The organism is Foliimonas ilicis, from assembly GCF_039939195.1.
GTDB classification, from domain to species: Bacteria; Pseudomonadota; Alphaproteobacteria; order Rhizobiales; family Rhizobiaceae; genus Foliimonas; species Foliimonas ilicis.
In genome coordinates, this window is the sequence record NZ_JBDUUH010000008.1 from 79739 (window position 1) to 104656 (window position 24918).

At 57.6% G+C, this 24918-nt stretch carries 22 protein-coding genes; 8 read left to right on the plus strand and 14 right to left on the minus strand.

Translation table 11 applies throughout. The features are described 5' to 3' along the window. The 5 genes from ABFT80_RS17640 to ABFT80_RS17660 all read left to right on the plus strand — a co-directional run bounded on the left by ABFT80_RS17640 (position 1) and on the right by ABFT80_RS17660 (position 6784). Positions 1–1392 (plus strand): FGGY-family carbohydrate kinase, encoded by a 1392-nt coding sequence (locus tag ABFT80_RS17640; RefSeq protein WP_347973238.1) that lies wholly within the window; start codon positions 1–3, stop codon positions 1390–1392. 113 nt (positions 1393–1505) lie between these two features. Then, positions 1506–2234, plus strand: coding sequence for a Crp/Fnr family transcriptional regulator (locus ABFT80_RS17645; RefSeq protein WP_347973239.1), 729 nt, complete (start codon positions 1506–1508; stop codon positions 2232–2234). A 278-nt stretch (positions 2235–2512) separates the two neighbouring features. Continuing rightward, positions 2513–3280, plus strand: coding sequence for a response regulator transcription factor (locus ABFT80_RS17650; protein ID WP_347973240.1), 768 nt, complete (start codon positions 2513–2515; stop codon positions 3278–3280). A gap of 40 nt (positions 3281–3320) precedes the next feature. Beyond that, entirely contained in the window at positions 3321–5528 is a 2208-nt protein-coding gene (locus ABFT80_RS17655) for a GumC family protein (protein WP_347973241.1), read from the plus strand. Between the two features lie 2 nt (positions 5529–5530). Next, positions 5531–6784 carry a polysaccharide biosynthesis/export family protein gene (locus ABFT80_RS17660; protein WP_347973242.1) on the plus strand — a complete coding sequence of 418 codons (1254 nt, stop codon included), beginning with the start codon at positions 5531–5533 and terminating at the stop codon, positions 6782–6784. Here the strand turns inward: ABFT80_RS17660 and ABFT80_RS17665 are convergent. Further along, positions 6777–7769: a GDP-L-fucose synthase family protein gene (locus ABFT80_RS17665; protein WP_347973243.1), complete on the minus strand. Its 993-nt coding sequence runs from the start codon at positions 7767–7769 to the stop codon at positions 6777–6779. The genes ABFT80_RS17660 and ABFT80_RS17665 overlap by 8 nt on opposite strands. Then, positions 7750–8823: a GDP-mannose 4,6-dehydratase gene (gene gmd / locus ABFT80_RS17670; protein ID WP_347973379.1), complete on the minus strand. Its 1074-nt coding sequence runs from the start codon at positions 8821–8823 to the stop codon at positions 7750–7752. The genes ABFT80_RS17665 and gmd overlap by 20 nt, the downstream gene beginning before the upstream one ends. Positions 8824–9097: 274 nt before the next feature. Between gmd and ABFT80_RS17675 the strand changes: the two genes are divergently transcribed. Together ABFT80_RS17675 and ABFT80_RS17680 are read left to right on the plus strand one after the other, a co-directional pair. Then, the gene (locus ABFT80_RS17675; protein ID WP_347973244.1) at positions 9098–10345 is read left to right on the plus strand and encodes a glycosyltransferase family 4 protein; all 1248 of its coding nucleotides are present in this window, start codon (positions 9098–9100) and stop codon (positions 10343–10345) included. Further along, positions 10342–11565, plus strand: a complete 1224-nt coding sequence (locus tag ABFT80_RS17680) for a glycosyltransferase (RefSeq protein WP_347973245.1) — start codon at positions 10342–10344, stop codon at positions 11563–11565. The genes ABFT80_RS17675 and ABFT80_RS17680 overlap by 4 nt, the downstream gene beginning before the upstream one ends. Positions 11566–11569: 4 nt before the next feature. Here the strand turns inward: ABFT80_RS17680 and ABFT80_RS17685 are convergent, their stop codons facing one another. From ABFT80_RS17685 to ABFT80_RS17720, 8 genes are all read right to left on the minus strand, one after another. After that, on the minus strand, positions 11570–12835 hold the full coding sequence (locus tag ABFT80_RS17685; protein ID WP_347973246.1) for a hypothetical protein: 1266 nt from the start codon (positions 12833–12835) through the stop codon (positions 11570–11572). Next, on the minus strand, positions 12832–13491 hold the full coding sequence (locus ABFT80_RS17690) for a YdcF family protein (protein WP_347973247.1): 660 nt from the start codon (positions 13489–13491) through the stop codon (positions 12832–12834). Before ABFT80_RS17690 ends, ABFT80_RS17685 begins: the two co-directional genes overlap by 4 nt. Then, complete coding sequence (locus tag ABFT80_RS17695) at positions 13488–14321, minus strand: glycosyltransferase family 2 protein (RefSeq protein WP_347973248.1); 834 nt, start codon at positions 14319–14321, stop codon at positions 13488–13490. The genes ABFT80_RS17690 and ABFT80_RS17695 overlap by 4 nt, the downstream gene beginning before the upstream one ends. Then, positions 14318–15433: an MraY family glycosyltransferase gene (locus ABFT80_RS17700; protein WP_347973249.1), complete on the minus strand. Its 1116-nt coding sequence runs from the start codon at positions 15431–15433 to the stop codon at positions 14318–14320. The genes ABFT80_RS17695 and ABFT80_RS17700 overlap by 4 nt, the downstream gene beginning before the upstream one ends. Positions 15434–15618: 185 nt before the next feature. Then, positions 15619–15756 (minus strand): hypothetical protein, encoded by a 138-nt coding sequence (locus ABFT80_RS17705; protein WP_347973250.1) that lies wholly within the window; start codon positions 15754–15756, stop codon positions 15619–15621. Between the two features lie 297 nt (positions 15757–16053). Continuing rightward, complete coding sequence (locus ABFT80_RS17710) at positions 16054–16704, minus strand: PIG-L deacetylase family protein (protein ID WP_347973251.1); 651 nt, start codon at positions 16702–16704, stop codon at positions 16054–16056. Further along, positions 16704–17513, minus strand: a complete 810-nt coding sequence (locus ABFT80_RS17715; RefSeq protein ID WP_347973252.1) for a glucose-1-phosphate cytidylyltransferase — start codon at positions 17511–17513, stop codon at positions 16704–16706. The genes ABFT80_RS17710 and ABFT80_RS17715 overlap by 1 nt, the downstream gene beginning before the upstream one ends. Further along, positions 17510–18802, minus strand: a complete 1293-nt coding sequence (locus ABFT80_RS17720; protein WP_347973253.1) for a class I SAM-dependent methyltransferase — start codon at positions 18800–18802, stop codon at positions 17510–17512. The genes ABFT80_RS17715 and ABFT80_RS17720 overlap by 4 nt, the downstream gene beginning before the upstream one ends. A gap of 263 nt (positions 18803–19065) precedes the next feature. On the opposite strand from ABFT80_RS17720, the gene rfbC reads away from it, so the two are divergent. Continuing rightward, positions 19066–19602, plus strand: a complete 537-nt coding sequence (gene rfbC, locus ABFT80_RS17725; protein WP_347973380.1) for a dTDP-4-dehydrorhamnose 3,5-epimerase — start codon at positions 19066–19068, stop codon at positions 19600–19602. Here rfbC and ABFT80_RS17730 read toward each other — a convergent pair. The 4 genes from ABFT80_RS17730 to ABFT80_RS17745 form a co-directional block, all read right to left on the minus strand. After that, positions 19581–20909 carry a DUF4910 domain-containing protein gene (locus ABFT80_RS17730; protein WP_347973254.1) on the minus strand — a complete coding sequence of 443 codons (1329 nt, stop codon included), beginning with the start codon at positions 20907–20909 and terminating at the stop codon, positions 19581–19583. The two genes, rfbC and ABFT80_RS17730, sit on opposite strands and share 22 nt — an antisense overlap. Before the next feature lie 10 nt (positions 20910–20919). Beyond that, a complete protein-coding gene (locus tag ABFT80_RS17735; RefSeq protein WP_347973255.1) occupies positions 20920–21975 on the minus strand; it encodes an NAD-dependent epimerase/dehydratase family protein in 1056 nt (351 codons plus the stop codon). A 269-nt stretch (positions 21976–22244) separates the two neighbouring features. Next, on the minus strand, positions 22245–23552 hold the full coding sequence (locus tag ABFT80_RS17740; protein ID WP_347973256.1) for an apiosidase-like domain-containing protein: 1308 nt from the start codon (positions 23550–23552) through the stop codon (positions 22245–22247). Positions 23553–23558: 6 nt separating this feature from the next. Beyond that, on the minus strand, positions 23559–24917 hold the full coding sequence (locus ABFT80_RS17745; protein WP_347973257.1) for a glutamate-1-semialdehyde 2,1-aminomutase: 1359 nt from the start codon (positions 24915–24917) through the stop codon (positions 23559–23561). Between the last annotated feature and the right edge of the window lies 1 nt (position 24918).

Here is a 24918-nt window from a genome sequence, read left to right on the forward strand (position 1 = left end):
ATGACCGAAGAAAACTCTGCGCCGCGACATGTGGCGGTCATCGACATAGGCAAGACCAACGCAAAGGTCGCGCTTGTCGATATGGCAACGCTCACCGAAATCGCTGTTCGCACGCGACCCAATTCGGTTATTCGCGACGGCATCTATCCGCATGCCGATTGCGACGCGCTCTGGCTGTTCCTTCTGGAAAGCCTGAAAGCGTTGCATGGCGAAAAGCAGATCGACGCAATTTCCATTACGACACATGCAGCAACGGCTGTTCTTCTGAAGGAGGACGGCGCGCTGGCAATGCCGGTTCTCGACTATGAGCATAATGGTCCGGACGGTCTGACCGCTGCATATGATGCCGTGCGCCCGCCCTTTGCGGAGACGGGAACGCCGAGGCTTCCCGGCGGGCTTAATCTCGGTGCGCAATTGTTCTGGCAGTCGAAAGCCTTTGCCGAATTGTTTGCGGATGTGACTTCAATCCTCATGTACCCGCAATATTGGTCATTCCGGTTGACCGGCGTGCTGGCAAGCGAGGTTACGTCGCTCGGCTGCCACACCGATCTCTGGAACCCAGCCAAAGGTGATTTCTCGTCGCTGGTGGATGATTTGGGGTGGCGTGGCCTGTTTGCGCCGGTGCGCGCGGCCAGCGACAAGCTTGGATCGATATTGCCGGAGATCGTTGAAAGCACTGGGCTAGACCCGGAGACGCCGGTCTATTGCGGCATCCATGATTCCAACGCCTCGCTGCTGCCGCATCTCTTGTCGCGCAAGGCGCCGTTTTCGGTCGTGTCCACCGGTACCTGGGTGATCGTCATGGCCATGGGTGGCACGCTCGACCGTCTCGACCCTTCCCGCGACACGCTGATAAACGTCAATGCGCTTGGCAATCCGGTGCCTTCGGCCCGTTTCATGGGCGGCCGCGAATATTCGACGCTTACCGGCGACAGGCAAGTGGAATGGACCGAGGAAGACGTGAAGGCGGTTCTTCAAGAGCAGATAATGCTTTTGCCATCCGTTCAGAAAGGATCTGGCCCATTTCCTGATCGTGAAGCTGAATGGCTGAACGCGCAGGACATCTCTTTAGCTGAGAGATATATCGCCATTTCGTTCTATCTCGCGCTTATGACTGCAACCTGCCTCGATCTGGTAGGAGCAGATGGACCTATAATCGTCGAGGGGCCATTTTCAAAAAACAAGATTTTTGTTTCGATGTTGTCGGCTGCTTCCGAAAGATCGGTGATTTCAGGAAATAAAACGGCAACGGGAACCAGCATAGGTGCTGCGCTTCTAACCAAATTTGAAAAGACTACTGTGGAGAATCCGGCTTCTGCCGCAAATGAGATTCACGAAAATTTCTATAATTATAAAAAAGTCTGGTTTGAAAAAGTTCGAAGCAAAAAATAAGAATTTCCTCCTTTTGGGGAGTGACGCCATCAGATTTGGTGAGTTGCAGTTCCCTGTCCAATTCGCTCGCATGTGTGTTATCTTTGGACACAGCGTGCGAAAGACGGTGGGCATTGGTAACCGCGGAGAGGTTTATACAATTTCTTGAATCGAGGCCGCTGGGCGTTTCGTTCAGTACCGCGGATGCCGACTTTATCAAATCCAGCCACATCATTCACAAACACTATGCGCCTGGTGCCGCACTCGTTGAGGAAGGCTACGCGCACAACACTGTCGCGATAATCATTTCCGGTTGGGCCGTCTGCTCCAAAGCACTGGAGAACGGTTCGCAACTCGTCGTCGATTTCGGCCTGCGCGGTGATATTGCAAGCTGCGGGTCGCTCATAGGTCGACCGGACTGCACGGTAACGGCAGTGACAGACGTAGATACGTTCGAGATTCCCTTGCGGGAGTTGGTTTCCATCAACCGGCATACCACTGCGCTGTCGAACGTCTTGCTGCGCGGCGTGTTGCGCCGATATGGCATTGCCATCGAGCATCAGGCCAATCTTGGCCGTCGCGGGGCCGTGGAGCGCACGGTCCATCTGCTTCTGGAACTCGCGCACCGAACCTACCCGGACGACGCACGCAACGTGTTCCACTGTCCGCTTACCCAGATCGAATTGTCGGATGCGCTGGGTCTTTCCGCCGTGCACGTCAACCGCGTTCTGCGCGAGTTGCGGGAGGCCGGACTGGCTTCGTTCAGACACGGTCTGGTGGAGTTTCATGACCGCAAGCAAATGGTCGAACTGGCGCATTTCAGTTCCGATTATCTGAAGTTCGGGACCGAAAGCGCGGGCTGAGGGTGAATGTTATTCTACTCGGCTAGGCCCTTCTGAATACCTCCAAAGCAGTAAACCTACCCCGTTAGGCCTCTCCCCAAAAATAGTAACTCACAATTAACACAAATCAATACAGCGCGATTTGCCTCGTGCAATCTATGGTCATGGGTTTGGTCCAGCCAGAAGCAGGGCTGGACAGAAGAGAAAGAAGAATTCAGGCCGCTATCTAGCGGACCTGTACGGGGAAGTATCTTAACAAGCATAACAACAGGGGCGTGGAGCCGCCAAGGAGTAATCCTATGGAGCGCATTGAAGATTCTGTCATCAAGTCAAGTACGAAGATTAATTTCGGGCATCTCGAAAGTATTCCCATGGAAAGACATACATACCGTGACTATTCAGTTTCTCGTGACGACCATGTGGAAAGCGACCCGGTGGTTATCTTCGACAAACGCGCTCTGGAGCGTGAGTGCCTGGCGCGGGGGCTGACCGGACATAAACCTAATATGAATGTCGTGGCAGTCGGAAGTGTTGAAGAATGGCGTGTAATGCACGGTTCTTCCGAGGCTTCGGCAATCCTTCTCATTCTCGGCGTGCGTAAGGTGACGGATGCGGGTGTTGCCGCCGAAATCACTGAACTCGTTGCCGAATTCGAACCAGCACCGATCATTATCGTCTCGGATAGCGGTGAGATCGCTCAGGTTCTCAGTGCACTGGAATGCGGAGCGCGTGGTTTTATCCCGACGAATGTAGGTGTGAAGGTTGCGGCCGAAGCAATCGCTCTTGCCAGGGCAGGCGGCATCTTCATTCCCGCGCAGAGTGTTCTTGCGTTGCGTGAAATGATCAATATTTCGGGCGGCGACCAGAAGACCATGAACGGCATGTTTACGGTGCGCGAAGGCGAAGTTGTAGAGGCTCTCCGCAGAGGCAAGGCAAACAAGATCATCGCCTATGAACTCAACCTCTGTGAAAGCACGGTGAAAGTTCACATTCGCAACATCATGAAGAAGCTTCATGCGACCAACCGCACTGAAGTCGCTTACAAGATCAACGACCTGATGAGCTGAGCTTTACACGCCTTTACAGGCGGCGGGCGGAGTAGCAATCGTGATAATTTCGGACCTTTCGCAACCCGCGTCCAGCGCGGGACCTTGGAAGCTTTTGGGTATCATCAATCGACGCAAGGTAATCCTTGCATCGACAGTCGCCCTGGGCCTCGCCGCGGGTTACGCGGGTTATAGCAATGCACCTTCGCGTTACACTTCGGACGCGGTGCTGGTGCTCGACGTCAGGCGAGTACAGGCACTGCCAAGCGAGTCGATCATTTCGCCGCTGCCGCAGGACAGCCCGGTCATCCGTACCGAACTCGACATCATCAAGTCGAGAACTATGGCGGAGAACGTGATCGGAGTATTGGGGGCGGAAACGACGCGTGAAGGAGGACGTCTGCCGATAGTTGGGGAGAAAAAGGATTCGCGGCTGAACACGAAAGCTGTCGAGCCGATGGACATCGCCAAGGCTGCGACGCGGCCGCCCGATGCGAACCCGGCTCTGGTCGATCAGTTGCTCGACAATCTGAGCGTGGTGAATGACGGGCGTTCCTACACGATCTTCCTGTCCTACGCAGCCGACAATCCAGCGCGCGCGGCAAACATCGTCAATGCTTTTGCGGATGCCTATCTCGATTATCAGGTGGAGGTGAAACAGGCGGCGACCAAGCAGGTTGGTGAATGGCTTGGCCAGAAGCTGGTCAGCCTTCTGGCGACGCTGGAGAAATCCGAGCGTACGCTGAGCGAATTCCGCCGCGAGCAGCAGCTCGTCGAAGGCAATGGCACGACAATGCAGGCGCAGCGTGTTTCGGCACTCGATGCCGAGCTTGTTTCGTCGCGCGCGAACCTCGCCGCGGCGCAGGCGCGTCTCGATTCCGCGAAAGACGTCTCCGAAGACAAGTCCGGCCCGGCAATCGCCGAAGTGCTGAACGCGCAGAACATTCAGACTTTGCGCACCGAGAAAGACAGGCTGGAACGTTCGATCAAGGAAATCCTTGATGACGGGGCGACGAAGAGCAATCTGCTTCCTGCCCTGAATTCTCAATTGTCGTCGCTGGATGCGCAGATCGACGTCGCGACCAAACGCGTCGTGCAGGGTCTTTCGACCGAAGTCGAAATTGCGCGTCGCAGACTGGAGAATATAGAGGGTGCACTGGAAGGCGCGCAGGCTGAACTCGACAAGGCCAACAAGGCGCTGATTCAGGAAGCCCAGCTTGAGCGCGAGGCCAGCGCCAACCGGGCGATTTATGAAAGCTATCTTAGCCGTTACAAACAGACGATCGAGCAGGATGGCATTTCGGTTCCCGAAGCGCGCATCATCTCGCGCGCCGAGCCAGCCGGTGCGCGCTCTAGCCCGAACCTCATGAACTGGCTGCTTTTGGGTGTCGTCTGGGGCGGCATGGCGGGTTTTGCCGGTGCGATATTCCGCGAAGCGACCGACCGACGCATTCGCTCGGCATCGTCGCTGGAGAGTGCAACAGGCTATCCGATCATCGGCATGATACCGATGGCGCCACGTGGCGCCAAAACAGGGGCTGAAGGCCAGCATGGCCGTGCCCTGGCATTTTCGGAAGCTTTCGTCTCTTTGCAGACCGTTTTGCAGCTTTCGACACCTTCGGACGAAAACCAGGTGATCGCGGTTACGTCTTCGCAGGCGGGTGAAGGCAAAACGACGGTCGCGGTCAATCTGGCGCGGGCCATGAGCCGCAGCACATTGAAAACGCTGGTCATAGATTGCGACTTCCGCATGCCCTCGGTGGCTGGTGCGTTCCAGACGGTACCCGCCGAAAACATCGAGGCCGCGCTCGTCGGCACCCGGTCGATCGACAGCGCGATCTGGGTCGATCCGGCGACTGGCGTGAATATTCTGTCCGGGCGTATCGGCATTTCGCCCGGTCTGCTTCTGGCCGACAGGCGTTTCCGCAAGACGATCCAGGAATTGCGCAGCCGTTACGACGTTATCCTGCTGGATGCGCCCGATCTTTCCGACTTTGCCGAAGCGTTGCAGACGACGTCCTTTGCCGACACGGTTCTGCTGGTCGCCAACAAGGAAAAGACGTCTACCGATACGCTTCGCGGGGCGCTCGAACGGTTGGCCGGCTTCGGCAAGAAGCCATTGGGCATCGTTCTCAACCGGGACTCTTCAAGCCCGGATTTTCTCCGGCCCTTCGTGTTCGAATCGCGCAGGGACAACCCGCCGCCGCCCAGAGCGGGCGACAAGATTTATCCGTTCCCGAAGCCGGAACAGGCGAAAACAGGAGTGTGACCGTGATCCGTCAGGTTACGAAATCGTATGCAGGTAGATTGTCCAGCACATGCGCGGCACTTGCTCTATCGGGCATGCTGACGCTTACCGCGCCCCTTGCGGCGATGGCTCAGCAAAATGCCTACAGGGTCACGCCGGGTGATACATTGCAGGTCACGGTCTATGGGGATGCGGGGCTTACCGGGCAGTTTCCAGTCAGCGCCGATGGGGCGATAAGCTATCCGCTTCTGGGCAATTTCCCGGTCGCGAACATGACGATGGCGGATATCGAAACGGCGATCAACAGCGCCTTGGCGCAGCACGTCGCCGGTCGTTCGGCTGCCGTATCAGTCAATTCCTACGCGCCGATCTTCGTGCTTGGCGAGGTCGAAAAACCGGGCAAATATGACTACCGTCCGGGCATGATCGCTCTGGAACTGGTTGCGATTGGCGGCGGAATCCGGAAATCCAAGGGCGAAATCGACAGCGCGGGACTGCAAATGGTCAGCGCGCGGCAGGAATATGCCGATCTCTCGCTGCAGGTGTTTTCCAACGATATCAAACATGCCCGGCTGAAGGCCGAGCTCGACAGCACCGGTTTTTCCTATGCGTTGGGCAACGATCTCGAACCGGCCGAGCGACAGATAAGGCAGAAGATCGTCGATTCCGAAGCGACGCTGTTCGAGATACGCCGCAACACGTTGAGGCAGCAGAGCGAGGCGCTCGAAGGCCAGCGGAAGAGTTTTCTCGATGAGATAGCCGCTCTTGAAGGCCGAATTGAACTGCACAATGACGAACTGAAGCTTATGACGAAGGATGTCGAGGCGGTGGGCAAACTGGTCGACCGCGGGCTGACCGCGCAATCGAATTTGCGCGATGTTCAGCGCGCGCTGTCCGTCGCCCGCCGCGACTCTCTGGAAATGGAATCCTATCTGGCGAGAGCCAGGCAGGGCTCGCTGGATCTGGAACAGCGCATCGTCGCCTTGACCGAGACCGTCCGCAACGATGCGGCGTCTGTGATACGTGAAATCGAAATCGATCAGGCGCGCAAGGACAAGCAGATGACGTCCATCCTGAATCGGATGGCCGAGATCGGCATCGCGTCCGAAAACCTGAAGCTCAAGGAAAAGCGCGTGGGCGTGGCTTACTCGCTGACGCGCATGATCGACGGGAATTATCAGGAAGTTCCGGCCACGCAGGAGACTTCGTTGAAGCCGGGCGACATATTGCGGGCTGAAATGGCGATGCCGAACGAAAGGTCCGCTTCAGTCAACTGAAGCGGACTGCCGGCTCTGCCTGCTGCTGGGCGAGGACTTCCGCCAGCCATTCTCCATAAAGCGCACGAATGCCCGTATCGAGGCTGATCTTCGGTTTCCAGCCCATGCGATCCAGCTTGGACGTGTCCAGCCGCTTGCGCGGTGTGCCGTCGGGTTTGCTTGTGTCCTGAATGAATTTGCCCTGATAGCCGAGGATACTTGCCACCAGTTCGGCGAGATCGCGGATGGAAAGCTCGGACCCTGAGCCAATATTGACCGGCTCGACTTCACTGTAGAATTTGAGCAGGTGAATGCAGGCATCCGCCATGTCATCGACATGCAGGAATTCGCGCAAAGGCCGCCCGCTGCCCCACAGCATCACGCTTGGCGCGCCGGAGCTCTTCGCATCGTGGATTTTGCGGATCAAAGCCGGCAGGACATGCGCGGTCATAGGGTCGAAATTGTCGTTCGGACCGTAAAGATTGGTCGGCATTGCCGTGATGAACTTGCAGCCATGCTGCACATTGTAGGCCATCGCCAGCTTTATTCCGGCGATCTTTGCAACCGAATAAGCCTCGTTGGTGGCCTCCAGAGGCCCGGTCAGCAGGCTGTCCTCGTGGATCGGCTGGGCTGCATCGCGCGGGTAGACGCAGCTCGACCCAAGCCACAGCAGTTTTTGCACGCCCACTTCCCTGGCGGCAGCCATGATATTGGTGCCGATCATCAGATTTTCGTAAAGAAAATCCGCAGGATAGGTGGCATTCGCAATGATGCCGCCGACACGGGCGGCGGCGATAATGACGATTTCGGGCCGCTGCGCAGCGATCCAGTTTTCTGTCTCTCTCTGTCGGGTAAGATCGAGCTTTTCGTGCCCGACCGTCAGAATTTCGCAATGTTCCCGTTCAAGCCTGCGCAACAGCGCCGACCCGACCATTCCCCTATGCCCCGCGACCCAAACGCGTCGCCCTGCGAGATCAAGCGCATTCTTACCATCCACTGAGATCATTTCGCCCCTGCTCTCTCATAATGGTGCTGAGATCCGCCTCGACCATTTCGGATACGAGCGCGTCTAAGGAAACACTGTGCTTCCATCCGAGCCGTTCGTAAGCCTTGGATGGGTTGCCGAGGAGAATATCGACCTCTGCGGGACGGAAATAACTTGGGTCGATTTCGATCAGCTTTTCGCCGCTCTTATTGTCGTAGCCTGCCTCGTGAACGCCTTCACCGTCCCATTCGATCTTGCGACCGACGACAGCAAACGCCTTCTGAACGAAATCGCGAACCGTATGTGTTTCGCCGGTGGCAAGCACGTAATCATCCGGCACTTCCTGCTGCAGAATGCGCCACATGCCTTCCACATAGTCGCGTGCGTGGCCCCAGTCGCGCTTGGCGTCGAGATTGCCGAGGCGCAGCTTCTTCTGGAGGCCGCGCTCGATGGCCGCGACCGCGCGCGTGATCTTGCGGGTGACGAAGGTTTCGCCGCGGATCGGGCTTTCATGGTTGAACAGAATGCCGTTCGACGCATGAAACCCGTACGCTTCGCGGTAATTGATCGTCATCCAGTATGCGTAGAGCTTTGCTGCCGCATAAGGGCTGCGCGGATGGAACGGCGTGTTCTCATCCTGCGGCACCTGCTTGCTTGCGCCGAACAGTTCGGAGGTCGAAGCCTGATAGAAACGACAGGTCTTTTCGATGCCGAGAAGGCGCATGGCTTCGAGCAGACGCAACGTGCCGAGAGCGTCGGCATTGGCCGTGTATTCCGGTGTCTCGAAGCTCACCTGAACATGGCTCTGTGCGCCGAGATTGTAGATTTCGTCCGGCTTGATTTCCTGCACGACGCGGCAAAGATTGGTGCCGTCGGTCAAGTCGCCGAAATGCAGGCGAAAGCGCGTCTCATGTTCTTTCGGATCTTGATAGAGATGATCGATACGGCCCGTATTGAACGAGGACGACCGCCTTTTAAGGCCGTGAACCCGGTAGCCTTTTTCAAGGAGCAATTCGCTGAGATACGCTCCATCCTGTCCGGTCACGCCTATGATCAAAGCGGTCTTTTCAGCCATCATCCAAGCTCCTGGTTGGCCAGCCGAAAACATGCCAGCAATGCTTGGATAGACTGTTTGCGCTGGTGTTCTCCAGCGCTCCAATCGGCGATTGGCGCACCCAGTAGTGGCTAGTTTCTGTCGTGGAAATCCCTCTGCGGTAGGAGAACCGGCCCGCTACCCTGCCTCTAAGGGGTAGACGCCGCGCGGCGTACGCTTCCAGGGTACCGCTATTGCCGTGCTTGTTGTTCGACTACCTATGCTGCGAAGCTCTGGCCAAACCAGATGCGGCCTGATGAAGATCATTTTTGCAAATCGCTACTTCTATCCGGATCAGTCCGCCACGAGCCGGATGCTGACGAGTCTCGCTTTTTCGCTGGCCGCAAAGGGCGTAGACGTAACCGTGATCGCCAGCCGGCATCTTCACAACAACAATGATACCAGGCTGCCCGCAACGGAAACCGTTTCAGGCGTTCGTGTCGTAAGGCTCGGAACGACGGGCTTCGGGCGAAAGAAGCTGATAGGCCGTGCGGCTGACTATTTGACTTTTCATCTTTCGTGCCTGCGCTGGCTGGCGTTCAATGTGCGCAGTGACGACATCTGCGTCGTGTTGACCGACCCGCCGATGCTGTCGGCTACCGCTGCACCCGCAATCGCGTTGCGCGGCGGGGTGATGATCAACTGGATCATGGATCTGTTCCCGGAAGTGGCGATGGAATCCGGCATGATCGGCAAGGAGTCGCTGGCCGGGAAGGCGACGCTCGCCTTGCGCAACTGGTCGCTTCGCCGGGCCGAGCTCAATGTCTGTCCGATCGACAAGATGGCACGTTATCTGTCGCAGCAAGGCGTGCCGAGACGGCAGCTCGAAGTGTTGAACCATTGGGCCGATGGTGACGAGATCGCGCCGGTCGATCCCGCGCGAAACAGGCTCCGCAAGCAATGGGGCCTCGAGGGAAAATTCGTTATTGGATATTCGGGAAATTTCGGACGGGCGCATGATTTCACGACCATCATGGACGCTGCGGACATGCTTCGGGGAAATAACAGGATCAGGTTTCTGTTTGTAGGCGAGGGGCAGCGTCGCGGATGGGTGGAAAGCGAGATCGCGCGACGAAAGCTGCCGAACACGCTGATGAAGCCCTTTCAGCCGCGTGAAAAGCTGTCGGAAAGCCTCGGCGCGGCAGACATACATCTCGTGTCGCTGTTGCCAGAACTCGAACATTGCATCGTTCCCAGCAAATTCTACGGCATATTGGCCGCTGCCCGGCCGACCATTTTCATAGGCGATACGGAAGGCGAGGTCGGAACGGCCGTGAGACGGCATGGCTGCGGCGCAGCCGTCTCGCTGGGCGATGCCAAGGGCCTTGTTGAATGGATTACGAACCTCAGCAACGCCCCGGCGCGTTGCCATTCCATGGGTGAGAATGCATCGCTGCTTTTGCGACAGCATCATTCGCGCGACAACAGCGTTCAGGCATGGGCCGAAATGCTCAGCGCGTTCGCGCCTGTCGAGCGCTATCAGAGCCTGTCTCCGGCAAGATGATGGCTACAGCCTCCGAAAGCCGCCAGACAGTGAATGGCAATGTCGTGCCGTTGAGACCCAATATGCCGAAGCCTGCGCTGGCGCTTCATTCGCGGGTTCTGAATGTGGGTATGTTGGTCGGCTCGACAACGGTCGGCAGCGGCGGCGTTTCAGAGGCGGTACGCGCGCTTTGTCTGGCGCTCTACAGAACCGGCGAGGTCAGGCCGCGCGTTTTCAGCCTTGAGGACGATGCATCTCCGCAGCGAGATTTCGGGCCGATCCCTGTTCATCTTGCAAAGAGGCGCGGGCCGTTGAGTTTCGGCTACGCACCCGAATTATCCAGGCTGGTGAAACAGCATGCGCCGGATGTCGTCCATCTTCACGGATTGTGGATGTATCCCTCCGTTGTTTCGCGGCGGTGGGGTAAGAAAACCGGCAAACCCTATGTGGTAAGTCCGCACGGCATGCTCGATCCCTGGGCCTTGCAGAACAGCGGCTGGAAAAAACGGCTGGCGCTGCGCCTGTTCGAGACATCCAATATGGCGAACGCCGCCTGTCTGCATGCGCTTTGCGAGTCCGAAAAGGACGCAATCGCCATGCTGGGACGGACTGCACCTGTCTTCGTTCTGCCGAATGGCATTGAAAAGCCCATGCCGGTCAGCGGCGTTGCGGAATGGCGCAGGAAGCTGCCTGAAAATGCGAAAGTATTGCTGTTTCTCGGGCGCGTGACGCCCAAGAAAGGCCTGCTCCAACTCATTGAGGCATGGGCCGGCGCGAGATGGCAAAACGCCAACTGGCATCTTGTCATTGTCGGGCCAGGCCATGAGGATCACATGCGGGACGTGCGCTCCGCGATCCGGAAAAGCGATGTCTTCGACACGGTTCATACCGTCGGTCCCGCATACGGGGTCGAGCGCGCACTATCCTATGCCTCGGCGGATGCCTTCATTCTTCCCTCAATCAGCGAAGGCTTGCCGCTGGCACCGCTTGAAGCGCTGGCCTATGGCATGCCAGCCTTGCTGACGCCGCAATGCAATCTGCCGGAAACCTTTGCTGCCGGATGCGCGCTGGAAATGCAGCCCGATGCGGCTTCGATCGAGGCTGCACTGCGCCTGCTGTTTCAAATGACCGAAGCGCAGAGGCGAGCAATGGGCCAGAACGGGCGCAAACTTGTCGAGGAGCATTTCGACTGGGACGCTGTTGCCGCGCAGTTCTGCGAATTGTATCGGCAGATATCCTAAACAATCACGCGGGTTGCAATCGCATCATGTTGACGCTTGCGACCTGCTGCCTGGATGCCATCGCGTAGACCAGAGCCGGTGCCAGAAACAGCGCGATGTGCACCCAGATCGTCACCACCCAATCGGTCTGATGAGAGATCGCGTGCATCGCTGGAACGATCGACAATATGTAGATGATCTGGCCGGCGGCCATCCCCGCCATAGCCGCATTCCAGATGCGTACCATCAGCCATGACAGAAGCAGGAATTTGAACGCGCCGAAATACCAGAACGACTGGAAAGCATCGGCCATGCCGGTTTCCGTCGAGCCCGTCGATGGCGTGTAGCCGCGTCCGACGGTCGGCAGGGTAAACAGCAGCGATTGTTTGAGTTCCGCGCCCACGAGCTGGGCGGGCACATAGTTGAAGACGATGCGGTTCCAGTGGAATTTGCCGTAGTCGAATTTCAGTGTCCGGTCCGTCTGGTTGATGCGCAGAACGGCGTTGCGCATTTCCTCGCCGCCATTTTCAAGTGTGCGCTTGAAGTTTCCTTCAAAGTCGATGTCGGCGATTGCGTTCCAGTTCTCCTGCGGATGCGCGCGTGTGATTTCGCGATAATCGCCCATGCTGACCATAGCCACCGTTCCGACCACAAGTCCGGCAATCACTGCGATGCGGGGTACGGCCCAGCGATGCATGAACCAGTAAGGCAGGACGAGGATCAGGATCAGTTCGATTGCTTCGGCGCGCTTGCCTGTGATGATGATGCGGTCGAAATAGAAGATCAGGTCGAACAGGATGATCGCCAACGCCGGTAGCGAACGACGCCGCGCAAAACACAGCGACGAAATCACCAAGCCGTAAGTAAGCAGCCGGGCGAAGAACAGATACATGACCGACACGCCGCTTTGCTGGACGCCGACCGTCAATTCGCCGGGAAGGCGGCTTAGCTGCAGGTAGAAATAGGCACCGATGATCGAGAAAAACCCGGCGACCATGAGCAGCTTGCGTTCATCCAAGGTCACGTTGAGAAATTCGAACGGTTTGGCCTTTTCCGACCAGCCGAGGCGCAGCATCAGAAGACAGAGGATTCCCATGATCATCGTCTTCACATAGGCACCGTCCGGCATGAATGGATCGGTCGAGACGCCTGGCAATTGCGGCAGAATGAACGCGAAGGTGATAACGCCAGCCAGAAATGGAAACTGGTAGACGCGATCCGGCCGCATCATGCCCGAAACCAGAAACCAGAGCACGATCCCGCAGAAAATGAGGGTGAGGCTTGAGTTCATGAGAACGCTTTCCTTACATTCTCGACGCCGCTTGCGTAGAACAATTCACCGGCCGCGCGTTGCAGCCCATAGGCGATGGATTTGACATATTCCTTGGCGATTGCCGGTCCGTACGGCCCGAAAACGATGGCCCATATGTCTGTCGGCGGCTCGGCTGGAAGCGACGACCATTCGATGGAAGGTTCCAGATAGCGGAACGTGTCGAGCGCGCGCCTGGAATGAAACCAGTTCGTCACCACGACGGCATGTTTCACGCCCATTTTTTCGAGAATATCGATGGCGTTTTTCGCGTTTTCCCAGGTGTCGCGGGAAAGGCAATCGAGCGAGATCTGCGCACGATCCACGCCATCGCTTACCATCTGGTCGGCAATATATGTGCAGTCTCCATCGCCCGCGATGACGACTGCAGGTGCGACGCCTTCATTCCAGAGTTCGGCGGCCCTTGTGGCGCGCGTTGGCCCATCGCCTCCCAGCACGACCATTGCGTCGGCCTTCTGAACGTCGTCGCGCACGGTCAGCAAAGGGTCTGCCAGAATGATCGCCGCAAAATAGGCCATGCTTGCCGCCGCGATTAAAAGCACGATGAAAGACACGCCCAGAACCGCATAGGACGCCGCGCTACGCTTGAATGGCCTGCGGTCGGCACGGATGTTCACACTGACAATCCCTGCCTTCGGCGCTGAAGCTCCGCAGTTTTGATGACGATCATGAATTCGTAGGAAGCAATCAGGCGGCAATAGGCATAGCCAGCCCAACCGTCGAGAAAGCCGCCCCGGAACAGGTACATATAGAGAAATCGCAAGATTGGCCTGCACGGTGCGCGATATGACAATTCCTTCAGGAAGCGCCGTCTCGTGCCGGGGTCGGAACTAATGAGATGCGACCATTCCAGTTTGCGCGGTTCGGCGCGCTGCTGGGCGAGATCGGCCTCAGTGCTCGAATAGCGATTGTGCTTGTCGAACCAGGCGGCCATGCCTTTGTTGAAGCTGTAATGGATGAAATGCGCCTGCAATTCGCCATTCGGACCGTCGCCGATGCAACGCGAATGCACGGAGCGCTCAAAGCTCACCTTGTCGGGGCGTACCAGACGCGTAATCCAGGTCGGATAAAGGCTGGAGCGCCGGATCCACTGCCCCATGAACATGTTCTTGTAGCGTGCTTTGAAAAACACTTCGGGACGTGATGGGTCGTTGGCTATGCGCAGCATTTCGTCGCGCAGATCGTCCGGCGTGATTTCATCGGCGTCCGGCGTGTAGACCCATTTGTGCTTGAACTGAATCTGCTTCAGCCCGTAATTGCGCTGCTGGACCTCGCTCTCATGCACATGCTGATAGACGCGCGCGCCTGCCGCCCTGGCGATTTCGACGGTTCGGTCGGTGCTGAAGGAATCGAGGATCACAATGTCGTCGCACCATGAAAGCGAGGCGAGGCAGGCAGGCAGATTCGCCTCCTCGTTCCAGGTCATGATGAGGGTGGAAATGCTCATTGAGGCACCGCGGGATCGAGGGATTTGGACTGTGTCTCACCGGATGCGGTGGCTATCGGAGACGGTACTTTGAACTGACGGCTCTCTTCATTCATCGCCGCGACAAGAAGCGTATGCAAAACCACCGGCACGACCAGCGCGGCGGTCAGCGTTATCGGTGAAATGCCTAACACGACGCCCAGCCAGCCAATGAAGCCGCAAACGGTGCAGAATAGTATCATCAGTCCGGATGTCGCTGTATGTGACAGCCCCCGGTCGATGAGAAGGTGATGGAAATGCCAGCGATCCGCCGTCATCGGGCTGCGTCCCGCGGCCCTGCGCCTGACCATCAGGCTGGCCATGTCGGTGATCGGTAGAATGATCGTCCAGAGCAGAATGGGCAGCGGCACCGGGTTCGGCCCGCTGGCAAGGTCGATCACCAGATAGGCGATGGTCGCGCCGAGGGCGGTGCTGCCTGCATCGCCCATGAAGACCGAAGCGCGGTTGCGCCATTTGTGGCGCATGTTGAAGGTGAGGAACCCGAGTACGCCGGCCAGCATCACCATGGCGAATTCGGCCAGGTCCAGTCGACCCGTATGTGTTGCGATGAGCGCAAGCCAGAAGAGGCTCGATGCGGCGATGCCGCCCGCAAGCCCGTCTGCGCCGTCGATCATGTTTGTTGCGTTGATAAGCCCGACCACGAAGACGATGGCCAAAGCAGGCAGTAGCCAGCCGATCGCAGGAATTTGGCCGGTATCGAGAAGATAGGAAGCGCTCGAAAGCAGGTCTGGTATATTGAAAACCAGTATCGCGGCGGCACAGATTTGCACCGCCAAGCGCGGCGCGACCGGCAGCCGCCAGCGGTCATCGGCAAAGCCCGTACCGACCAGCATGATCAGTGCGACGGCGAGATACCATTGGATGCCATAATTGTAGTCGATCGCCGTATCGTAGAGCGCAAAGGCACCGAATATCGCCAGGCCACCGCAAAGCGGCACCAGCCCATCATGCACCTTGCGATGGTCGGGCGCATCGACAAGACCCAGAACGAAGGCAAATCTTCGGAAAATGACGACCATCAACACGGTCATGGTGAACATTCCGAAGAACCCGATCGCGATATGAAGTGGCATTGCAGGACGCCCCGGTTTTTCGCGCGATGCATGTACCTGCATCTGTTGCGAATAGAATTTCGAGCTTTGATTCTAGCCGCCGCGAGCCAATGTATGGATTCGGACATTGAGGTGAGGGGCGAAGCCTCAAGAGGTATGCGACTACTCCGAAGGAATCGATTTGGAGGCTTGATCACGCCGCGAATCTAGTCGCGTAGCCCGTCTTTTCCGTCGCGGATCGCGGCCACCAGTTCGGAGGCCATGAGGGCTTCGTCGTCATTGTTGGCGATACCCTTTTTCTGAAGGGTTTTAACGGCGTCGGAAAGTGAGTCTTCAATCTCCATCGAGGACAGAATTCCGTTTTCCCTCAGGGAGAGGAGTATGCTTTCGCAGATTGCCAATGCGGCAAGCCCCGAGGATCTCGCAGTCCCAGACATGATTTTGAACCTTTGACGCATGCGCGAGCAACACCGTTATGCGAGTGCCTTGGGCCTCAAGAACGCACAATGGATCGCTAAATCGCCTCCACATTTTGTCCCCCAGCCGCTTGCGAGTTTGTGATGCGGCGTCACATTGCGCCACCTGATCCTTGTGGTAGCGGACTAAGCAATTCGGCTGTCGGTGAAATTTGGAATTGCGAATTAGAAACTCGCCTTGCGTAGAGTAAACGCTTCGGCGTGGCGCTCCGGCGCGCGGCATTCCATTCCGCGAAGGCGGGAGAGACCGAGAAAGGTTTCGGCGTCGAACCAGTCCTTGGAACGCTGCGTGCCGAAATGTTCGAGCAGTAACGATGCCTTCTTGTCTGCCTGGCTTGCAGTCAGTGGAAAATAGGCATTGCGCGGGCCGAGGTCGCCGTCCCATTTGGGAATTTCATATTCGAAGATCAGGTGATCGCGGAAAACGTTCCAGGTGAGCTGGTTGACCTCGCGATGGTCCTGATGGGAATCCTCGCGCGAATGCGTGAAAATGACATCGGGATTGAAACGCGCGCGGATGTCGATCAGCTTTTGCTTGATCGACCTGTTTTGGGTGGGAAAGTAGCTGTCGTCGAAATCCGCGAGTTCGATCGTCGATTTGTCCGCGCCTTTGAGAAAAGCCTCGGCAGACGCCCGTGCCTCATACGCCCGCTGCCCGCCGCTGCTCAGCACGCACCAAAGCGCATTCAATTTTACGCCGGAATCGATCAGCGATAATATTGTGCCACCGGCACCGATCTCTATGTCGTCGGAATGCGCGCCGATGAACAGCACCGACAGGCTTTCTCCGGGCAAGGCTAGACGCAGGCTTCTCATCACAAAGCTATGGCATCTCTTTGGATGGCAGGCCGCGACGACTGCTTGTGCCAGGGCATATCGCCCTTTTCGACCATATCTTCCAGCGCCTGCCAGTCCTTCAGCGTATCCATCGAGCGCCAGAAGCCTTCATGCTTGTAGGCCATCAGCTTGTCTTCTGCGATGAGCCGAGCAAATGGCTCGAGAACGAGTTCTTCGCCTTCGCGCATGTAGTCGTAGATTTCCGGACGGAAGAGGAAGTAGCCGCCATTGATCCAGATATCGGACGTATCGGATGTGCGGAATTCGCGCACGCGCCCGTCATCGGCAATATGTGCAAGATGGTAGGTAAGCGGCGGGCGAACGGCCAGGAAACAGGCGATCTTTCCGCTTTGCTTGAAGCGCTCAATCATGTCGGTCAGGTCGACATTGGTCAGGCCGTCGCTGTAATTGGCGAGGAACATCTCCTCGTTTTTCACATGCTCCTTGGCCGCCCAAAGGCGCTCGCCGATATTGCGCCAGATGCCGGTGTCGATCAGCGTGACACGCCATTCCTCGCGGCTTTCCTCCAGCAATTGAATGTCGCGACCGCCTGCCGAAACGATGCAATCGGCGAAGGTTTGCGGGCGGCTGTTGAGGAAGAATTCCTTGACGACATTGGCCTTGTAGCCAAGGCAAAGCACGAAATCCTCGTGTCCGTAATCACTGTAATATTGCATGACGTGGCGCAGGATCGGCTGGTGGCCGAGCGGGATCATGGGTTTTGGAACGCTTTCGGAATAGTCGCGAATACGCGTGCCCAAACCGCCGCAGAAGAGGACGACTTTCATGGCTGCAACTCCGCAGGATCGATGATTGTTACAAACGGGATCGGAACGACGAACTTGGCACCCCAAGCGGCGACGTGATGCATCTGCTCCACGATTTCGTCCTTCAGATTCCATGGCAGGATCAGAATGTAATGGGGCTTGGCTTCATCGAGCGCATGGACCGGCCGGATCGGAATATGCATTCCGGGGGTGAAGCGGCCGTGCTTGTAAGGATTGCGATCGACCGTGAAATCCAGGAAATCCGGGCCGATGCCGCAATAGTTCAAAAGCGTGTTGCCCTTGCCGGGCGCACCATATCCGCAGATCGTCTTGCCTTCGTTTTTCGCGGCAATGAGAAATGCGAGAAGGTCGCGCTTGGCGCGCCGCGCACGCTCGCCGAAAGCCGTGTATGTCGAAACGACGGTCAGGCCATGCCGGTGTTCGCGTTCGAGAAGGGCGGGCACCGCCTTACCGATCTTATGGCTGCTGTGTTCGTGAGCCAGATAGACACGCAGCGAGCCGCCATGGGTCGGCAGTTCCTGAACGTCGATCACCTTCAATCCATGGCGGAATGCCATTTTCTCGATCGTTATCAACGAGAAGTAGGAAAAATGCTCGTGATAGATCGTGTCGAACTGGTTTTCCGCGATCAGCTTTTCGATATGCGGAAATTCCAGCGTGATGACGCCTTCCGGCTTCAGCAGCACCTGCATTCCAGCGACGAAATCGTTGAGGTCCGGCACCTGCGCCAGCACATTGTTGCCGATAATCAAATCAGCCTGTTTTCCTTCGGAAACCAACTGCTCCGCATAATTCCGGCCGAAGAACTCAATCATCGTCGGCACGCCTTTTTCGATAGCGGCGGCGGCGACGTTTGCTGCTGGCTCGATGCCCAGAACCGGAATTCCAAGCGGTAGAAAATGCTGCAGCAGATAGCCGTCATTACTGGCCAGTTCGACCGCGAGGCTGTTCTCGTTCAAGCCCAGCCTGTCGGTGATCGCCCGGCAGTAGGACTTGGCGTGGGCGACCCAGCTCGTCGAATAGGATGAGAAGTAAGCGTATTCGGTGAAGATCGATTCCGGGCTCATATATTCCTTGAGCTGCACCAGAAAGCAGTCGTCGCAGACGAGCACATGCAGCGGGAAATAAGCCTCCATCTGGTCGAGCCGGTCGGCTGGCAGAAAGTCCTCGCAAGGAGGCGACATGCCGAGATCGACGAAGGTGTGCCGCAGATGCGCGCCGCAAAGCCTGCAGTCGCTTTCGGGAGTCGTGTGGGTACCGCTCCTGATCTCGCTCGCCTGGAAATTCATAGTCCAATCCCTTTTGCCGCAATGTCGGTGATTGGCCGAGATTACAGCTTGCGGGCCGGGCATGCCGATACGGCAATAAGAGTGTCGCGGGTGCCATATGGTGCACCGTCCGTACGGGGCATGGCGGCGTAGCCGGGCTGCTATCCCCCAAAGGGCGTGAGTACCCGCCGCATCTAAGGCATTCGGGCGTGCGGCTTACCCCTAGATACCCATTGGCCCCAGCGCCGCTCCGTGGAAAACTCGACACAAACGAGAAGGCAATGATGAAATTCACAGAGACACCGTTGAAAGGACTTTGGATCGTCGAGCCTGTGCCGGTGCGCGACGAGCGCGGCGCGTTCATGCGTATTTTCTGCATAAATGAGTTTGGCGAACGTGGACTTGAAACGCGCTTCGTGCAGCACAGCCATTCGCTCAATCTGAAAAAGCATACTTTGCGCGGGCTGCACTTCCAGAATGCGCCGCATAGCGAGGTGAAGCTGGTCTCCTGCATTCGCGGCAGTATCTGGGATGTAGCCATTGATATAAGGCCCGGCTCGCCGACGCGGAATCATTGGTTCGCGGTGGAACTGACCGCTGAAAACCAGCGCCAGCTCTACATTCCGAAAGGCTTCGCCCACGGTTTCCAGACACTGGAGGACGACACGCTCGTCTCCTACCTGATCTCGGAATTTCATGCGCCGGATGCTGCAAGCGGCATGCGTTATGACGAACCGGCGATTGGCATAGAGTGGCCAGCACAGCCAAGCGTCATATCGGATCGCGATTTGAAATGGGGCTATCTCGCAGCGTTTTCCTGAAATGCTTCGGCAAGCAGACCATGCTCCCGCAACAGCCTTGCTGCGGCTGCCAGCTCCGCAAAAGGCAGGCCGGAACGCTCGGCCATCGAGAGCAGGCAGTAATCGCCATCTGCCAGATTGAGCACCCAAAGCATCGCCATGGCGCTCGCGCCGGTCGCTTTGTCGCCGCCCAGAGATGCATAAAGTCCGCGCCGGCCAAGCTGCGGCTCGCCCTTCGGGAAGAGGTTCACCGGCGTCCAGTTTTCCTCGACAATGTCAATTGCCGCCGTGATCGTCTCATAGGACGACGCCAGATGTTCGGGGTGTATGAAATCCAGATTGTCGCCTGACGTATGATATTCCGGGAAGGTGCCGAAGGCGCTTCTCTGAAACAATCCGACTGGCAGATTGAAGCCCGGCGAGCAATATTGCCGCTCATCATAGCCATAGGGCGAAAAGTCCTGAATTTTGCCGGTCTGGCCCATAACATGCGCCATCGCCCGGTCGATCATGGCATCGCCGCGACGGCTTTTCTTGTAGTTCGGCCCGCCGCCATCGCCCACGCAGGAGACAACGAGACCGTGTTTTATCCGAGAGATTCGTTCCTCGTTCTGCGATAGCCAAGCCAGCGAGCCGATCGTTCCCGGTGCGAATACGAAACGATAGCCGTAGCGCGTTTTACGGCTGTTCAGATTGCGCGCCAGCATGGTCAGCAGTGCAAGTCCCGAACAATTGTCATTCGCAAGCGATGGGTGGCAGATATGCGCTGAGAGCAGGAATTCGTCTTCGCTCGTACCGGGATGAAAATACTCGCCATAGGTCAGATGACCGTCCGCCAGCTCAGCATCGATGACGGCGTGGTAAATGCCATCGGGCCAGGCATCCAGCCTGCGCTGCTCCATGCAAAAACCCCAGCGCTCCGCATAGTATGACGTGCGATACGGGATAAGGTCGGGCTGGTCCGGCAGTGTGAATATATTCGCCTTCAACTCGGCGAGCGGCATATGCCGGTCGATAGGTGCGCTGTAGCTCAGCACATGCAAATTGGATTCGCGCCAATCCAAAACGCGCTTGCCGTTTTCATCCTCGATATAGGCATCGCGGATGATCCATTCCTTCGGCGCGGTCCAGTCGAAAAGCGGCGTGCCGGTCGGGATGCGTACGCGCGCTAGCGGAATGCGACGCTCGAGAATATCGAGCGTTTGTTCGACGCCCGCGCCGGTGATGGACCGGCAGATAGGGAAGATTTCTACAGCCAATGCATATATGTCCGCGCCCAGATCTTTACCGGGCGCGAAGTCGATTGGATGCACGGGCTGATGGTTCATCGCTGCCGCGCTAGCTGGCCTTTGAAAGCGGCTGGGCAACATGATGCCGCAGATCGCCGTCGAGAATTTTCGAGCCGATCAGCGAGCGGATATGTGCGATGCGCTGATATTTCGGGCCTTCGAAATCCTGAGAACCGACCGGCGAGCGTAAATAGGCTGCGTAAAGCTGTTCCGCACCCTGGCGCGCATCCCATTTCGGCTTTGCATCCGGCAGAACGCGGGCGAGCTTCTCGAAACTGACGCGATAAGAGCGCTTGTCCGGCCCAGCGTCGTCCGCGAAGGCGAGTTCGCAACCCGGAACAACATCGGCGACGATCTGCGCAATATCGCGGATGCGGTAATTATGGTCGGTCGAGCCGACATTGAACGCCTCGTTCCAGATCGCATCCTTCGGCGCTGCAAGACCGGCCATGAAGGCGCGCGAAATATCTTCGATATGCACGATCGGCCGCCATGGCGTGCCATCGGATTTCAGGAAGATGCGGCCTTCGCTGGCAGCCCATGCGACCAGATTGTTGAGCACAATGTCGAAGCGCAAGCGCGGCGAAAGCCCGTATGCGGTGGCCGGGCGGAAATAGGTCGGGCAGAAATTCTTGTCCGCCAGTTTCGCGATGTCGCGCTCAGAGTACACTTTCGACTGGCCATAGGCGGTAACGGGATTGAGTTCACCCGTCTCGTCGATCATCTCCGCGCCCGAAATGCCGTAATTGCTGCATGAGGACGCGAACAGGAAGCGCTCGACGCCTGCATCCTTCGCAAGCTCTGCCAGCCTTACGCTGGCGCGGTGGTTGATCGCGAAGGTCAAATCGGGATTGAGGTTTCCCAGAGGGTCGTTGGAAAGTGCGGCCAGATGGATCACTGCTTCGAAGCCATCGACATCGGAACGCTCCAGATCGCGCAAATCCTTTTTGATGGTTGGAACAGAAGCGATTTCGCCGCCCGCATCATAGGTGCAGCGCTCGTAAAGGTCGCTGTCCACACCGTGCACTTCATGGCCTGCGGCAAGCAGGATTGGTGTCATGACCGAGCCGATATAGCCGCGATGACCTGTAAGCAGAACTTTCATGGGGCGCTCTCCCGCAATTTCGGATTTGGCCATGACGCTACAGAATGGCGCGCTCTTGCGCGATAACCCCAATGGGATGAAACGGCAGCGTAAAAAGGCTTAGAGTCCTTCTGGTTCCGATGGAATCGCCCCTCATCCCGCTGCCGCGACCTTCTCCCCGTGAAGTACGGGGAGAAGGAAACTGGCCGCAACGTCGACGTCCCCCTCTCCCCGTTTTCACGGGGAGAGGGTAAGGGTGAGGGGCTGTTTTCAGTAAGACGTGAAACGATCTAGGACTGCGCTTTAAGCAGGAGAATCCAATCGCTATCGCCATCCGCATTGCGGGGAGATGGCGGGGTAAAGCGCAACCGCCCGTTCGCGGCGGCATTGCTATTCGCATCGGACTTGGCACCGCTCGTCGGGTCAAGCCAGTTTGCGACTAACGTGCCTTTCAGCACTGCACCGTTCACCACAACCGCTTCCGGGCCGGACAAATAGACGATTGAAAAACTGCCATCGCTTGCCGTTCCCGCAACCGCAGAACTGCCCGCAGGCAAAACCTTGCCTTTATCAGGCGCGATAAGCCACCACGGCAAGCTTTCCAGAAGCACGCGCAGATGCCCCATGCTTTTCGCGCCGGGGCTCGAAAGCGATTCCTGCCAGGTCAAATCGCTATGATCGACGCCCGGTCCGCTGAAATGCCACATCGGATTGTTGCCGAATATCTGCCCGGCAGCGCCAGCAAGCATCGCGCCATAGGCTTGCGAACGGGCCATCTGCGCATTTGTGCCTCTTTCGTTTTCATAAAGGCCTTCGAAAAACAGAACCGGCAAATGCTTCGTCCGCTCATATTGTGTGGCAACTGCCGTATAAATGTTCTCGTAGACATACACCGTGTTCAGCGACAGCCATTCCGTATCGGGCCATATGTCGAGCATCACCGTGCCGCGACTGGAACTGACGGTATGAAGTGAGCCGTGAGCAGATCGTTCGATGCCTTCCACGACTGCCTCGACAATTCTTTTGTCGGGAGGGTCATTGTCGCAGCCATGCACCCAGATGATGTTCGACAAATCCTTGTAAAGCGCGCCTATGTAGCGGCCGTACGCCTCCAGCCCTTCGGGTCCGGTGGCGATCATCTCCTGCTGCCAACCCTGACTGCCGCCATTGACGCCGAGATAGGCGGGCGCAAGCAGAACGAGAAAACCCTTTTCCTGCGCGCGGCGCAGCACCCATTTCGCATTCTCGAAATAACGCTCATTGGGTTCCGCGAAACTCCCCTCCGTCTTGAATGGCTTTTCGCCGGAGGCATCGGCGGGTGCCTGGCTGCTGAATTCATGCTCGATCAGCGAGGCGAGGATCGTGTTGAAACCAAGCTTGCGGCGCGCGTCGAGATAGGTGTCGACTTCGTCGCGCTTCAACTCGGCAATCAGCGACCACGCGGCATCGCCGACAATGAGGAATGGCTTGCCGGAACTGTCTTCGAGGTGACGCCCGTCAGCGGAAACACGTAACGGAAACGGTGCATCTGCGGCCCATGCGCTGCCAGCGAAGAAAGCCAGCGCCAGCAGAATGAAAGCCGTTTTCAGATGCCGCACGCCCGATCACCCAGCCGACGCAAGCGTCGCAGGCGTATTCGTGTTGAAGCGCCGGTAGACGACCTGCGAGGGGCGCCCGACGAGATAGCGTTCCGTGCCGTCCTCAAGCGCCTTGGCATAAACGCCGAGCGCGCCATCAACAGCCTCGACCGTGCGGGCAATATCCTCGTCGCTGTGCGAATAGCTGGTGACGAGCGACGGCATGAGAACGCCGCGTTTGATCGTTTCCTGAAGGAACAGCGTGCGGAAGGCCTGCGATGCGGCACCTTCGCGGTCGAGCGTTGCGTATGAAAGGCAGCAATCCGGCCCGAGCACTTTCACATGAGACTCCAAACCGTGGCGACGGACTGCCTCTTCGAAGCCAAGCTTCACCGCCTTTCCCTGCCGGTAAAGATGCTCGATCACCGGCTCTGTGCGATAGATTTTCATCGTGGCGATTGCCGCTGCCAGCCCATGCGTTTCCGCGCCATGCGTGGTGGAAAGCAGGAACACGCGTGGCCGGTCGGTGTGGTCGAGCCCGCCCAGCCGCATGATCTCGGTTTTCCCGGCAAGTGCGGAAACCGAAAATCCGTTGCCGAGCGCTTTGCCGAATGTCGATAGATCCGGCTCGATCTCGTAAAGCGCCTGCGCGCCATTCGTATGCCAGCGAAAACCGGTGATCATCTCGTCCAGAATGAACAGCGCCCCATTATCGTGGCAAAGCTGGCGAAGCTGGTGGAGATAGTGATTGCGCGGCGCGTCGTTTTTGGCAGGTTCGAGAATGACGCAGGCGATCTTGCCCGGGTTGTGCCGGAAAAGCTCGGCGGCACTTTCGATGTCGTTGTAGCGGAAAGTCAGCGTCAGCTTGCGCACGGTTTCCGGCACGCCGGAATTGACCGGTGTCGTTCCGATGAACCAATCATCCGTCGAAAAGAACGGATGGTCGCCGCAGCAGGCGACGAGGTCGCGTCCGGTATAGGCGCGTGCAAGCCGGATCGCGGCGGATGTCGCGTCCGATCCGTCCTTGCAGAATTTGACCATCTCGGCAGACGGGATCGTCTCCAGAAATGCTTCCGCACATGCAACCTCGATCTCGGCGGGCCGGGTGAAATTGCAGCCGCCTTCCAGCGCCTCCCTGGTCGCCTTCACGACGGAAGGATATGCATGACCCAAGCCAACCGCACGGTTGCCCATGCCGTATTCGATGTACTCATTTCCATCGACGTCCCAGACATGCGAGCCAGCACCGCGCGCGATGAAGCCGGGTGCCAGCACCGGATACTGGTCGTCGCCCTTGGCATAGGTGTGGGCACCGCCCGGTATCAGTCTGTGGGCCTTTTCGCGAAGCGTGTCGGAATTCTCGAAAACACTGATCGTGTCGGTCATT

Coding starts and splice junctions, on each gene's coding strand:
- ABFT80_RS17665 (WP_347973243.1), bottom strand. CDS start 7,769: ATGATCTCAGTGGATGGTAAGAATGCGCTTGATCTCGCAGGGCGACGC.
- rfbC (WP_347973380.1), top strand. CDS start 19,066: ATGAAATTCACAGAGACACCGTTGAAAGGACTTTGGATCGTCGAGCCT.
- ABFT80_RS17640 (WP_347973238.1), top strand. CDS start 1: ATGACCGAAGAAAACTCTGCGCCGCGACATGTGGCGGTCATCGACATA.
- ABFT80_RS17675 (WP_347973244.1), top strand. CDS start 9,098: ATGAAGATCATTTTTGCAAATCGCTACTTCTATCCGGATCAGTCCGCC.
- gmd (WP_347973379.1), bottom strand. CDS start 8,823: ATGGCTGAAAAGACCGCTTTGATCATAGGCGTGACCGGACAGGATGGA.
- ABFT80_RS17720 (WP_347973253.1), bottom strand. CDS start 18,802: ATGAATTTCCAGGCGAGCGAGATCAGGAGCGGTACCCACACGACTCCC.
- ABFT80_RS17685 (WP_347973246.1), bottom strand. CDS start 12,835: ATGAACTCAAGCCTCACCCTCATTTTCTGCGGGATCGTGCTCTGGTTT.
- ABFT80_RS17710 (WP_347973251.1), bottom strand. CDS start 16,704: ATGAGAAGCCTGCGTCTAGCCTTGCCCGGAGAAAGCCTGTCGGTGCTG.
- ABFT80_RS17745 (WP_347973257.1), bottom strand. CDS start 24,917: ATGACCGACACGATCAGTGTTTTCGAGAATTCCGACACGCTTCGCGAA.
- ABFT80_RS17695 (WP_347973248.1), bottom strand. CDS start 14,321: ATGAGCATTTCCACCCTCATCATGACCTGGAACGAGGAGGCGAATCTG.
- ABFT80_RS17730 (WP_347973254.1), bottom strand. CDS start 20,909: ATGAACCATCAGCCCGTGCATCCAATCGACTTCGCGCCCGGTAAAGAT.
- ABFT80_RS17650 (WP_347973240.1), top strand. CDS start 2,513: ATGGAGCGCATTGAAGATTCTGTCATCAAGTCAAGTACGAAGATTAAT.
- ABFT80_RS17705 (WP_347973250.1), bottom strand. CDS start 15,756: ATGGAGATTGAAGACTCACTTTCCGACGCCGTTAAAACCCTTCAGAAA.
- ABFT80_RS17700 (WP_347973249.1), bottom strand. CDS start 15,433: ATGCCACTTCATATCGCGATCGGGTTCTTCGGAATGTTCACCATGACC.
- ABFT80_RS17715 (WP_347973252.1), bottom strand. CDS start 17,513: ATGAAAGTCGTCCTCTTCTGCGGCGGTTTGGGCACGCGTATTCGCGAC.
- ABFT80_RS17680 (WP_347973245.1), top strand. CDS start 10,342: ATGATGGCTACAGCCTCCGAAAGCCGCCAGACAGTGAATGGCAATGTC.
- ABFT80_RS17735 (WP_347973255.1), bottom strand. CDS start 21,975: ATGAAAGTTCTGCTTACAGGTCATCGCGGCTATATCGGCTCGGTCATG.